The sequence below is a fragment of the Emticicia sp. 17c genome (assembly GCF_037153985.1).
Lineage (GTDB): Bacteria > Bacteroidota > Bacteroidia > Cytophagales > Spirosomataceae > Emticicia.
Genome location: NZ_JBBAYI010000003.1, coordinates 423,344 through 435,569, shown reverse-complemented (window position 1 = coordinate 435,569; position 12,226 = coordinate 423,344). Strand labels below are relative to the sequence as shown.

Below are 12,226 nucleotides of genomic sequence, written 5' to 3'. Positions count from 1 at the left end.
GCGTTATTCTGACAGAAAGAAATATTTTCAATGACAAATATAGTTGGCTTCTTGGAATTGTAGAACCACTCTTCTATTTTTACCAATCGGAAAAAACAAAACCTGATTTACTTCGACCTATGGCAAAGAAAACTACTTCTACCAAGCACCAAGAAGAAACTCAACCAAGCATTCCTACTTTCAAAAACGTCGAACCCTTTAGTTTATTCACTGATTTTGACATTAATCTTTTCAAAGCTGGTAAACACTACCGCCTTTATGAAAAGATGGGGTCTCATGTGATCGAGAATCAGGGCGTTGTAGGAACTTATTTTGCCGTATGGGCGCCTAATGCGCGTTATGTAGCGGTTATTGGAGACTTTAATGGCTGGACTCGCGGCGCGCACCCTTTAGCTTCTCGTTGGGATGGCTCGGGTATCTGGGAGGGCTGGATTCCGAATATTGGAAATGGCGAAGTATATAAATATTTTATTTCATCCAATACAGGTGCTGATATTGAAAAAGGTGACCCCTACGCTCTGCATTGGGAGCACCCACCCAAAACGGCATCAATCATTTGGGATACTTGGTATGAATGGAAAGATAAGGAGTGGATGCAAACCCGCCGCCAGAAAAATGCTTTAAATGCGCCAATTTCGGTGTATGAAGTTCATTTAGGCTCATGGCAACGCGACCCCTCAGACCCTGAACGCAGGTTAACTTATCGTGAGATAGCTAATTCGTTAGTGCCTTACGTAAAAGAAATGGGCTTCACGCACGTAGAATTTATGCCCATCATGCAACACCCTTACGAACCATCATGGGGGTATCAGATTACAGGTTATTTTTCGACTAGCAGCCGTTTTGGAACACCTCAGGACTTTATGTATCTGGTTGAGCAACTCCATATAAATGGTATAGGTGTATTGCTCGACTGGGTTCCTTCTCATTATCCTGGCGATGCACACGGGTTATTCAGGTTTGATGGCACCGCTTTATATGAACATGAAGACCCACGTCAGGGTTACCACCCAGACTGGAAAAGCTATATCTTTAATTATGGACGTTATGAAGTGCGCTCTTTTTTGATTAGTAATGCACTTTTCTGGCTTGACAGGTTTCATGCTGATGGCTTACGCGTTGATGCGGTGGCCTCGATGCTCTACCGAGATTACTCACGTAATGCAGGCGAATGGGTGCCAAATATATTTGGCGGTCGCGAGAATCTGGAAGTTATTTCGCTTTTTAAAGAACTTAACGAAGAAATATACAGAAGTTTCCCTGATACCCAAACTATTGCCGAGGAGTCAACGGCATTTCCGGGGGTCTCACGCCCTGTTTATACAGGGGGGCTAGGCTTTGGAATGAAATGGATGATGGGTTGGATGAATGATACTTTACGATACTTTGCTAAAGACCCAATGTATCGTAAATGGCACCAGAATGACATTACCTTCAGTCTGGTATATGCTTTTTCAGAAAACTTTATGTTGCCGCTTTCGCACGATGAAGTAGTGTACGGAAAAGGCTCATTGATAGAAAAAATGCCGGGCGACCAATGGCGTAAGTTTGCTAATCTGCGCTTGTTGTTTACTTATATGTTTACGCATCCGGGTGCTAAACTTTTGTTTATGGGTGGCGAATTTGCACAATATGCTGAATGGAACTTTGAAAAAAGCCTCGACTGGCATCTGTTAGAACAAAAACCAAACAGAGGGATTAACGAACTAATAAAGGGGCTTAATAAACTTTATAGTAACGAAGGGGCTTTGTTTGATAAACAGTTTTCGGCCGATGGCTTTGAATGGATTGATACCAGCGACCGCGAAAATGCCGTGATAGTATATGCCCGCAAAGGATTCAACGAAAAAGAAAACATTATAGTTGTCTTAAACTTTACTCCGATTCCGCAAAGTCGTTACAGAATAGGTGTACTTGGGGCTGGTACTTATGAAGAAATATTTAACAGCGATGCCCTTGAGTATTGGGGTACAGGCGTGCTAAATGGGGAAGTGAATACTGAGAAAATCAGTTCTCATGGAAAAGAAAACTCTATGGAAATCATGCTTCCGCCATTAGGGGGAGTTGTGTTCAGACTGAAAGCCTAAACAAAAGGCCCTGAAAATAGTCAGGGCCTTTTGTTTAATATATAAATTAATGTCTTCAATGGTTCTTTGCTACTAAAAACTAATTCAATGAAGGATTTTGTGGGGTTTTAGGCATTGTTGATTTTGAGGTGAATACCAGCATTAAAATGATTGTTCCCAAAACGAATAATATACTAAGCTCGAATTGTGTGTCAGACGCTGACCCTAACACAATTTTCTGGGATGTTTTATTGAGTTTTTCTCCTTCCGAAATCTGAATATTAGAAAGCAGATTCAGGTTATTTAATAAACTATAAAAAGACTCATCGAGAACTTGTCTGGCTGTATGGGCATTCATCATAAAGTCAGACTCATAAATATGTTTTTGCTCAAGTTCTAACCCTTTACTAACGTTCTTCTTAAAATCCTTGAATAAAACCTCTTCGGTAGGGGTTAATCTGGTTTTTTCATAAGAAACCACTAATTGTTGAATAGCATTATTATGAAGTTTTAATTTTTCTTTTATCTGCCCAATGTTCTCATGCGTTGAGCAGTCGTCAACAAGTAGTTTTTTGGCAGATAAATGGTTAGAAAGTTCATAAATGTAGCTTTCGGCTAATAGGCGGTCTTCATATACTGCCGAAAAGCTATCACCTAACTGATTAAAATGGTGTTTATCAGATACATTCTTTATAAATAAAAAAACAAAAATTACTGTCAGAATAATAGCTGCCTTTATTTTCTGCTCGATACTATAAGCCCATTTCATGATAAAATACTGAGTTGATTTAATACAAATATAAGTAAAAATAACTATATTTTATGCAATAGCAACTCATTAAAGCAGCCATATTACTTTACTATATGAGGTCTTTAATTATTTTGACTGAGATACTAATCTACGTACTTTGTAAGCAATGACTTAAAGTCATCATAGGGGCTTGGGTCACCTATTGCTCTGAATTTCCATGTGTTGTCTTTACGATATATTTCTGCAAAGGTCATCGAACACATTACGTTATAGGTGCTATCATTTGATAGGCTATAACGGGCTATTTCTTTACCTTTTGCATCAATTGCTCTTATAAAAGCATTATTAAGCATTCCAAAATGCTGGTTATTTGCCTTTCCCTGATAAATGGTCACTAAAAATACAATACTCTGATATTGATGGCTTAATGAATCTAGCAATACAACAATTTGTTCATCATCGCCATCACCGGCTCCAGTACGGTTGTCTCCCGTTGATTTTATATGGCCAGAAGGATGCTTCTGGTTGTTGTAGAAAACAATAAAAAAAGCTAATTAGAACGACAATACGATGATAAAAAAAATATTTATCGGTTATTTTACTGACTTTAGCTTCTTTAAAGTATTCCTTTATGAATTTTGGTCTCTATGGGTTACATTACGTTTTGAGCTATACGTTTTATTGATAATCCTTTTCTTAATATATACTAAGTACTAACTAGAGTAGTCAATTAGGCTCAGGTATTATTTAAAGTTAATCTTCGTCTGAGTCGCCAATAAAGTTTTTGAACCGCTGAACCGCAGCGTTGATAATAGAATTTTCATGCTCGCTAAATTCATAATAAGGCGCAATTTCTACCTCTATGCTTTTATTTCTAATAGTACATTGCCATGAGCCTACAATTTTGCCATCCAGAACAATTACCCGGCTGAATGGAAAAGTTTCACCCATATTCTGTACTATTTTTTCCTTTGGAAGAAATAAGGCATCTCGATTTTTATAAGCGATACCGTATTCGTCGTAATAAGGCAATAATAAAGAATGGTTCGGATGATTAACCGCTTCAGGATTTATGGGCGCATAGATATATTCTTGTCCCTCAACTTTTTTATGAATAAAGTACGGAGCCAGATTTGACACCCCAACTCTGGCTTCTTTCATTGTTAGACCAGACCACCAGACAAAATCCTGAATGGTTGCGGGGCCTCTGCTGGTAAAATATCTATGGGCCATTTCACTTAGGGCTTCTTCTTTACTAAGTGGGCTGGCATGAGGTACCCTCTCATCAATTAACGCATAGGTAAACTGTTTACCTTCGCGGGGGCCACTACAAATAATGCCGTCAAGTTCGGCTTGCATCATAATACAGCTTAAACCAATGGTGTCAGTTATTATACCTTGTTGTTGTAAAGCCACATTAAGGGCTGTGCGTGTTAGGTGCTTTCTGCCTTCTAACTGCCTGATAATTATGTCATTGCATTTGGTAAACACATGGCTGTCTAACCCATATTTACGATACTGATACGCATTAAAGGCATGTACGCGCGGAGCAGTCAAAGCTAAAAGCCACCGGATGTCGGCAGGGCTTACAAAATGCCATGTAGGCCGCATCACATGAGTACGAAGAATAGCACCTTCGTTGAAAGCCTTTTCTACATCGCTATCTTTAGCGTTTATAAGACGTAACCCGATAGACCAACGAGCCATGGCATATTCTTGTGCTTGCATGGCTAGCATTGAGGTAACTACTTCTTGCGGAGTGTTAAACTTAGGCACACTAATATGCTGGTTATAGAGCCTTTGCGTAATAATTTCGGTATCGGTCATAATAGTTGCTGTTATGTGTTTGCGGAGTAGTACGAAAGCTATTGGCTTAATTTGTGGTAGTCGAACCACCTTTTTATACGTAAATTTATAAATCTTTTCAGATAAACATCATTAATAAATACGTTCGACCAGTTATTGAATCTCTGGCATTGAACGCCCAGATAAAATAAATAAAGACTAACCCCTAGCATAGGCAAAATTCTACGCTCTTCGTTACTTATAGGTGTAACAGACTCATAGCCCTCCAAAAAACTATTGAGTTTACTCTTGTATTCATTTTCATCTGTTTCGGTACTATGTATCTGCATCATATAATAGGCTATGTCGTAGCATTGCCAGCCATTTCCACAAAAATCGAAATCAAAAATAGTTATTTCTTTTTCCTGATAAATATTGAGGTTGTCAAACCAGATGTCAAGATGTACAACGCCTTTTCTTAGTTCAGCCGAATTAACCTGACTTAGTTCTTTCAATAAATATTGCTGTGCATAGCTGATAAAGGTTACTTCTGGGCTATCTTCCGGCAAAAAATGCCAGAAGTTTACCAATGTACTCACTAAAACGGTTTCAGGAGTATAAGTGATTCGCTCTAGTGTGAAATTATGTGTAATCTGATGAAAACGTGCCATTATTTCCCCAATACGGTAGTGTAGTTCTGCTGAAAAATTAAGTGTTTTAGCTCCTTTGGCATAAGAAAACATAACCCCTTGCTTCATTCCTTCAGGGGCATTTAGCTCTTGAATGTAATTTTGCTGGGTGTCGGCAATAGCATAAGAAACAGGCAAGTCATTATCTTTTAACAAATTCAGAAGCCTTATTTCTTCCTGAATTTCTTTATTGCTTCGCCAGTTAAGGCTGTAAACCCTGAAAACAAACTTTGCTGCGTTGTCGGTTACTAAATAAATATGGTTAATTCCGGTCTTTATAAGCCTACAAATAGTTTTTGAACTGAGTCCGTATTGTTTTTGTAAAAATATACTCAAGTGATTTTCTGAAAGTGTTGAAGTAATTACAGGAAAGTATGCCATAGCTTAAATACAGTAGTTGATTTAAATTTATTATCATAATGGCCTTTTTAGTAAGGCATTGATTCGGATACGGTTATATTGTTGTAAAAAAATAGGGTAAACATTAAAAATAATATTACTAGCTGTCATAATAATGCCGTCATAGATAAATCCATGGATAAAAGCATAAATAGTTGCAAGTAAAAAGAAAACAAAAACCATATAGTGGAATCTTTCATTAACATAAGACCTCCCAACTACTTTTTTAAAAGATTGTTTGTTGTCTACGTATTTATAGGCAGGGTACCGGCTTCTGATAAATTTGTTAATGAGGTCTCCATCCTGAGTATATTTTTTAATGAACCTTATGCCTATTTTATGGTAGATGTGGGTATTGTGGCTCAACTGTATTTTATGAAGAAAAGCCGTAGGGATAAACATTGTAGGCAAGCTGATACCGATAAACAGATAAAGTATTTTTAACGACATATAGCAGTAGCAGAAATAAACAACCGGAGCAAAACACAGAATAGCCCAAAAAAAATTGACTATTTGGTTATACACACCCACTTTTTGCTTAATGTTGCTCGCTTTCATACGTTTAAATAATGTAACTGTTAAACACAGAAAAACCCATTCGCAGGAACGGGTTTTTCAATATTTGCTTCAAATCGTTGTATTTAAAGCCTATGTCTTTATCAAAAATCAGAACCTAGCGAAATATACAATTTAGGTTTGCCTACTTCTTTATCTTCAAGCCCCCAAGCGTAATCGACCTTTACAAAATAACCCAAAATGGTGCTTCTTGCGCCTACGCCATAACCAATAAGGAATGGGTTTTTGAAATTGGTTACAGTAGCTCTGAATGGGTTAGTGCCACCGCCGATAACCTCGGTGTTAAGGCTATTCTGACGATTAAACGGCCCCTTATTACCAAACCATGCTGTGCCAATGTCGCTAAAGCCTACAAATTGCATATTTCTTAAGAAATTAGATGTAAGGGAGCCTTTAGAAAAGTACTGAGCCAATGGTAAGCGTAATTCCAGGTTAGTAAGCAAATGGCTGGTGCCGTACAACTTGCCAAAATTAAAACCTCTTAAGCTACCTGCAAAATCATAAAATAAAACATCTCTTAAGTCGCGGGGTACACCTACATTTTGCCCGTTAGGGAGTTCAACACTACGATTAATGGCATTTTCTACACCACCCAGAAATGTTACTTTTGGTGCGCTGCCTAGTGAGCGACTGTACGACAGGCGAGCAGCAAAAATAAAGGTTTTCAGAATTCGCTGATAATGACGGGCATCAACCACCATCCGGCTGAAATTTTCGGTGCTAGATGTTAAACTATAAGAGCGTTCAAAACGAACTTTGGCCCGTGAGCCTAATAAAACCTTGCTGAATAAAGGTGTGGTATTATCAAAAACAAGTTCGGCTTTATAGCCCACATAATACGAGTTCAGATTTTTGCGCCCAACTTCGCCCAAGTCAATGTCAGTAGTAGTTACAAGAAAAGGCGATATACCCAAACGCATATTTTTATTGAAAGGATAATTGGCATATCCTGAAAACTTGTTGTAATAGAGGCGTCTGTCAACAGCAAACAAGGCTCCGGCAGGGGCATTGATATTAAGCGGACGGAACAGAAATAATGTGCGGTTATCAATTTCACCAAATGATAGCGAACGGCGCATAATACCTAGTCCCCAGTCAATACGTTTGGCGTTGTTGTTATATTCCAGAAAAATATCATGGTTTTTAAGCACAGGTGTAGCAAAAACTCCGATTTTAATATTATGATTTTCGAGCAAATCGTTTAAAACCAGTGTAGCTCTCAAACCCATTCTTCTCACGGGGTCCATCAGGAAATCGGTCTTTACATCATTGCCAACCATAATATTTTCGTAAGCAAATGGCCCTTTTATTTTTAGGGTTTCTTTGTAACGTCCAAGTCTTGTTGGGAGTTTGTCGAGGTTATCCGTTTTATTTTTGGCTGTTTCATTAGCCAACGACTTTATGATATTTTCTGCATCAAATTCATAATTATCGGTATCTACTTCTCCTTTTTCAAGTACAAGTTTTTCTTTAGGTTTTGAAAGGTCTATCTTGGGCGATACCGTAGATTTTTTGTCGGGCTCTTCCAGTTTTTCGTTGTTACCGGCATAAGCACTATTGATGTAGAACTCTTTCCATTCTCTCATAAAACGGTTGTACGAAATCCCCAATGTGCTTGTGATACTCGATTCTTCGGTACGGATAATACGTGTAAGATTAAGAATATTCGAGATATTATCTTTCCCATAACGCATAGCAATGTAGTTCCAGATAGATTGTCCCACCAATTCGGCATCTTTTCCTTCCAGATTCGCTATTTTTTTATCCTTGTTTTTCATAACAGCCACACGCATACGATCGAGCATGGTAGGGTCTTCATTGTTTTCTGAAATGTAGGCCGAAATCCCTGCCATGTACCATTCCGGTACGGTTAGTAGCAATGAGCTTTGCAAAACTTCTTTCAGCGAGCCTCCGTAAAGCATATCATATACAAACAGGCGGGCAATTTGCCGGATAAGTTCTTTCTTGAAGGTCTCTTCGTTGCCTGTGTAGGCAATCTGCACGCGTGATTTAGTAAGATTAAGCACACTGCCATCTAAATCAATAGGAGCAGTAAGGCCAATATTACTCTGTGCGAGGTCTTTGGGCGAGTTGTACAGAAAAATCTTCATAGTTGTGAAAGGCGTATAGCCCAACAACTCTGTAATTCGGTCATATTCGCCTTCCGAGAGCTTGGCGGCATTCTGTGCAATTTTGTCACCACCTCTGTAATAATTAAATTCAAAATTATTACTTCTGATAGTAAGCCATTCAAACCTTTTTTGCTGAATACGATTCTTCCCGAATTCTTCCTGTGAGGCAGCAAAATAGTTCTGAGCAGAGGCCGTATGTATTCCTATGAAAATAAGAGCACTAGCAATAAATAAGCGTATACCGCTTCGACGATAAGTAGAGAATTCTTTCATAGCCCTCTGTATATATTTGCCGACAATAAGGCGGCTCAAACACTGAATTTCTTGGATTATGGGTTTTGCTTTATCCTATAACGAATATAACGAATAAAATCGTCGAATGTTAGAATCGGGCATTAAATCTTTATTTTTTTCCAGATGAAGCAATAGCTCATGTGCAAAGTAAGGTGCTAATGATACTCCTTTAGTGCCTAACCCGTTAAAAACATAGACGTTTAAATGAGATGGATGGTTGCCTAAAAATGGGCGACGGTCTTTTGTGGTAGGGCGTATGCCTGCCTGTTGCGTAATTACCTGATAGGGTTTAAGAAGAAATTTATCAATTTTTGATAAAATTGCTTCTTTACTTTCGTTGGTAGCTTGCCAGTCTAACTGATTCCAGACATAAGTTGAGCCGAATCTGTGTAGCTGATTACCAAGTGGAATAATCCATGAACCCTGATTCACAATTTCCTTGATGTTGTAGTCTGCAATTGCTGCAATAAGGGTTTCGCCTTTGGCCGGATTAAAAGGTAACCATTGAAACAAAGGATTCTGCGACGCATAATAGCCCTCACAGAAAATGATTTTATCTGCCTGCAAGTTTTTATAAGTAACCTTTTCGGCTGAAATACTTAGTGCCTGATATTCAAATTTTTCTGCTTGATAAGCCTCTGCTTCAAGAAAGAGTTCTTGTAAAACTTGTAGCATGAGCGGTACATCAACCCAGCCTGCTGAGGTAGTATAAAGGCCCCCCAGCGGGTTACTGATGCCGTCGTATTGGTTAGGAGCTATTAGCTGAATATATTTTCCTAAGTCAAACTCGTCGGTTAATTGTAAAAAGTGCCGGCGTTGTTGTTCATTGGCATAAGGCCGGAACAAATTTGTTTCGTGGTAAAAATGAGTATGAGTTTCTTGCTCCAGCGCAAGATAAAAATGTTTGGAATAAGGAAAAATAGTATCTGCCAGCCATGTTTTATCCAGATTTTTACCAGTAATGGGGTTAAAGATACCACCAGCCACTGCCGACGAAGTCGGAATGGATTCATCATTGAGTATCAATACTTTCCGGTTAGCTTTTAATAGTTCATAAGCTAGTAATGAGCCGGCTAGACCTTGCCCTACAATGATGTAATCGAGCTTTTGCATACTTATGAAGAAACTTTTTTCATGGCTTCCTGAGCCAACAAACAAACAACCTCTACCTGTTCGTCGAGTGTCATATAAGAGGTATCTACTTCAACAGCATCTTCGGCTTTTCTTAGTGGGCTTTCTTTTCGGGTAGTATCAATAAAATCCCTTTTTTTGATATTCTCGATAATTTCTTCCAAATCAACCAAGTCACCTCGCTCGTTGAGTTCTATCTGTCTACGGTTTGCCCTGATTAAAGGGTCGGCAGTCATAAAAACTTTTAGTTCTGCATCCGGAAAAACCACCGTGCCTATATCGCGCCCATCCATTACAACTCCTTTCTTTTTACCCATTCGTCTTTGTTGGGCTACCATTGCGTGTCTTACGGCGGCAATAGCACTTACTTCGCTTACCTGATTGGCAATATATAATTTTCTGATTTCGTCTTCTACATTCAACCCGTTCAGATAGGTTTCGTTTTTCCCGTCTTTAGGATTCATCCGAAACTCAATATGAATGTTTTCAAGGGCTTTCTCGACTTCTTTATCATTGGTGAGTGTTATCAGGTGCTGATGAAAATAAAGCGTTACGGAACGATACATGGCACCTGTATCAATATAAGTATAGCCTAGTTTTTTTGCCACCCTTTTGGCTGTCGTGCTTTTTCCACAACTCGAATAGCCATCAATGGCAATTGTAATTTTTTGCATTCAATCCTAAAGTTTTTGCAAAGAAAAATCTAATTTGCGAGAGTAACAATTGGTATATGCAGGATTTAACGAAATAGATTGTATAATCTTAAAAATATTCAGGAAATCAGCCAACTACTGCAAAGCCTTTAATAAACACAGTATCATGAGAACCGTAGGTATTCTGATTTTTGATGAGGTAGAAGTACTAGATTTTACTGGTCCTTACGAAATATTTGGCGTAGCCGGAAAACAAGGGGGAAAGGAAGGGTATTTTAAAGTATTTACGGTGGCCGAAACCTCCAGAATAAGTGCCAGAAATAATCTGGTAGTGATTCCTGATTATACCTTGAGCGATTGTCCGGTGCCTGATATTCTGCTTGTACCCGGTGGAGGTGGATACAGACCCGATGGAACGCCCTTTGGTACCAGACGCGAAATGAATAACGACAAGCTACTGGCATGGCTAAACGAGATGAACGAAAAGGTTGAACTCCTGTTGTCGGTTTGTACGGGTTCGCTGATTCTGGCTAAAGCAGGTTTGCTTGAAGGACTGGCAGCTACTACTCATTTTAAGGCCGTTGAACAAATGCGTGAGGTTGCACCAAATACGACCCTATACCCCGACCAGCGATGGGTTGATAACGGGCGAATTATTTTGTCGGCCGGAGTATCGGCTGGAATAGATATGTCATTATACGTAGTGGCAAAACTACTGGGCAAACAAATCGCCAACGAAACGGCCGAGTATATTCAGTATGATTACTGGCGAATGTAATTTAAACAAACCCACAGAGGGAGTTATCCTGAAATTATATGTGAACGGAAGCCTGAATAAATGCCCTGATAGCATCAAAATCCTGAGCATTAAACCATCGGAAATCATCCTGATTCTTAAACCATGTCATCTGACGTTTGGCATATCTTCTTGAGTTACGTTTCAGAAGCTCAACCATAGTTTTGTAATCATAGTTTCCATCTAGATAGTCGAATATTTCTTTGTAGCCTACGGTTTGCAAAGCATTATGGTGCCTGTATTGAAGTAAACTTTGAGCTTCTGCTTCTAAGCCACTGGCTAGCATCAGGTCCATGCGCTGATTAATACGCTCATAGAGTTCTTCACGGGGGCGTTCAATGCCTATTTTGATAAAATTGAAACTCCGCTGAACTTTACTTTTTTTATGAAACTCCGAAAAAGGCAAGCCTGTACTAAGGCATACTTCTAATGCTCTTATAACACGTTGTGAATTTTGTAAATCGGCAGTGGAGGCGTATACAGGGTCAAGCTGTTGTAACTGGTTTGCCAAAGGCGTAAGTCCCTCGGTTTCGAGCCTTTTCATTAATTGTTCACGCAGGGCTAACGGAGCTTCAGGCATTTCGTCGAGGCCGTCGGTAAGTGCTTTTACAAAAAGCCCTGAGCCTCCTGTAATGATTACAACATCTTTTCGTTTAAAAATATCTTCTTCCAGTAATTTAACTACATCTCTCTCAAAATCACCGGCACTATAATAACTGGTAATACTATGAGAGTCAATGAAATGGTGTTTTACGCCTTCCATCTCGTCCTGAGTAGGTTTAGCTGTTCCGATAGTTAATTCACGGTAAAACTGCCTTGAGTCGGCCGATATTATCTCAGTATCGAGCAGGTGGGCTAATTGTATGGATAACGCTGTTTTTCCTACCGCGGTAGGGCCTACAATAAGAATAGCGTATTTAGTAGATGCTGTTGCCAAAGTACTTCTGAAACCTT

Annotated in this window: 11 protein-coding genes; 2 read left to right on the top strand and 9 right to left on the bottom strand. The window is 39.1% G+C overall.

Translation table 11 applies throughout. The features are described 5' to 3' along the window. Positions 1-119 precede the first annotated feature (119 nt). Positions 120-2,087: a 1,4-alpha-glucan branching protein GlgB gene (gene glgB / locus WAA15_RS09595; RefSeq protein WP_337042514.1), complete on the top strand. Its 1,968-nt coding sequence runs from the start codon at positions 120-122 to the stop codon at positions 2,085-2,087. 79 nt (positions 2,088-2,166) lie between these two features. Here glgB and WAA15_RS09590 read toward each other — a convergent pair whose 3' ends face one another. The 8 genes from WAA15_RS09590 to cmk all read right to left on the bottom strand — a co-directional run bounded on the left by WAA15_RS09590 (position 2,167) and on the right by cmk (position 10,497). Then, positions 2,167-2,835, bottom strand: a complete 669-nt coding sequence (locus WAA15_RS09590) for an MCP four helix bundle domain-containing protein (RefSeq protein ID WP_337042513.1) — start codon at positions 2,833-2,835, stop codon at positions 2,167-2,169. Positions 2,836-2,960: 125 nt separating this feature from the next. Beyond that, the gene (locus WAA15_RS09585; RefSeq protein ID WP_337042543.1) at positions 2,961-3,359 is read right to left on the bottom strand and encodes a TerD family protein; all 399 of its coding nucleotides are present in this window, start codon (positions 3,357-3,359) and stop codon (positions 2,961-2,963) included. Between the two features lie 211 nt (positions 3,360-3,570). Beyond that, positions 3,571-4,644: a winged helix DNA-binding domain-containing protein gene (locus WAA15_RS09580; RefSeq protein ID WP_337042512.1), complete on the bottom strand. Its 1,074-nt coding sequence runs from the start codon at positions 4,642-4,644 to the stop codon at positions 3,571-3,573. 38 nt (positions 4,645-4,682) lie between these two features. Next, positions 4,683-5,672 (bottom strand): phosphotransferase enzyme family protein, encoded by a 990-nt coding sequence (locus tag WAA15_RS09575; protein WP_337042511.1) that lies wholly within the window; start codon positions 5,670-5,672, stop codon positions 4,683-4,685. A 33-nt stretch (positions 5,673-5,705) separates the two neighbouring features. Further along, entirely contained in the window at positions 5,706-6,248 is a 543-nt protein-coding gene (locus tag WAA15_RS09570; protein ID WP_337042510.1) for a hypothetical protein, read from the bottom strand. A gap of 101 nt (positions 6,249-6,349) precedes the next feature. After that, positions 6,350-8,671: a hypothetical protein gene (locus WAA15_RS09565; RefSeq protein ID WP_337042509.1), complete on the bottom strand. Its 2,322-nt coding sequence runs from the start codon at positions 8,669-8,671 to the stop codon at positions 6,350-6,352. A gap of 75 nt (positions 8,672-8,746) precedes the next feature. After that, complete coding sequence (locus tag WAA15_RS09560) at positions 8,747-9,805, bottom strand: NAD(P)/FAD-dependent oxidoreductase (RefSeq protein ID WP_337042508.1); 1,059 nt, start codon at positions 9,803-9,805, stop codon at positions 8,747-8,749. 2 nt (positions 9,806-9,807) lie between these two features. Beyond that, entirely contained in the window at positions 9,808-10,497 is a 690-nt protein-coding gene (gene cmk, locus WAA15_RS09555) for a (d)CMP kinase (protein ID WP_337042507.1), read from the bottom strand. Between the two features lie 145 nt (positions 10,498-10,642). On the opposite strand from cmk, the gene WAA15_RS09550 reads away from it, so the two are divergent. Continuing rightward, positions 10,643-11,254 carry a DJ-1/PfpI family protein gene (locus tag WAA15_RS09550; RefSeq protein ID WP_337042506.1) on the top strand — a complete coding sequence of 204 codons (612 nt, stop codon included), beginning with the start codon at positions 10,643-10,645 and terminating at the stop codon, positions 11,252-11,254. 34 nt (positions 11,255-11,288) lie between these two features. Here the strand turns inward: WAA15_RS09550 and miaA are convergent, their stop codons facing one another. After that, positions 11,289-12,209, bottom strand: a complete 921-nt coding sequence (gene miaA / locus WAA15_RS09545; protein ID WP_337042505.1) for a tRNA (adenosine(37)-N6)-dimethylallyltransferase MiaA — start codon at positions 12,207-12,209, stop codon at positions 11,289-11,291. Positions 12,210-12,226 lie beyond the last annotated feature (17 nt).

What these genes read in the sequence shown, in the direction of transcription:
- WAA15_RS09560 (WP_337042508.1), bottom strand. Translation starts at nt 9,805, where the DNA reads ATGCAAAAGCTCGATTACATCATTGTAGGGCAAGGTCTAGCCGGCTCA.
- glgB (WP_337042514.1), top strand. Translation starts at nt 120, where the DNA reads ATGGCAAAGAAAACTACTTCTACCAAGCACCAAGAAGAAACTCAACCA.
- WAA15_RS09565 (WP_337042509.1), bottom strand. Translation starts at nt 8,671, where the DNA reads ATGAAAGAATTCTCTACTTATCGTCGAAGCGGTATACGCTTATTTATT.
- WAA15_RS09550 (WP_337042506.1), top strand. Translation starts at nt 10,643, where the DNA reads ATGAGAACCGTAGGTATTCTGATTTTTGATGAGGTAGAAGTACTAGAT.
- WAA15_RS09575 (WP_337042511.1), bottom strand. Translation starts at nt 5,672, where the DNA reads ATGGCATACTTTCCTGTAATTACTTCAACACTTTCAGAAAATCACTTG.
- cmk (WP_337042507.1), bottom strand. Translation starts at nt 10,497, where the DNA reads ATGCAAAAAATTACAATTGCCATTGATGGCTATTCGAGTTGTGGAAAA.
- WAA15_RS09590 (WP_337042513.1), bottom strand. Translation starts at nt 2,835, where the DNA reads ATGAAATGGGCTTATAGTATCGAGCAGAAAATAAAGGCAGCTATTATT.
- WAA15_RS09570 (WP_337042510.1), bottom strand. Translation starts at nt 6,248, where the DNA reads ATGAAAGCGAGCAACATTAAGCAAAAAGTGGGTGTGTATAACCAAATA.
- WAA15_RS09580 (WP_337042512.1), bottom strand. Translation starts at nt 4,644, where the DNA reads ATGACCGATACCGAAATTATTACGCAAAGGCTCTATAACCAGCATATT.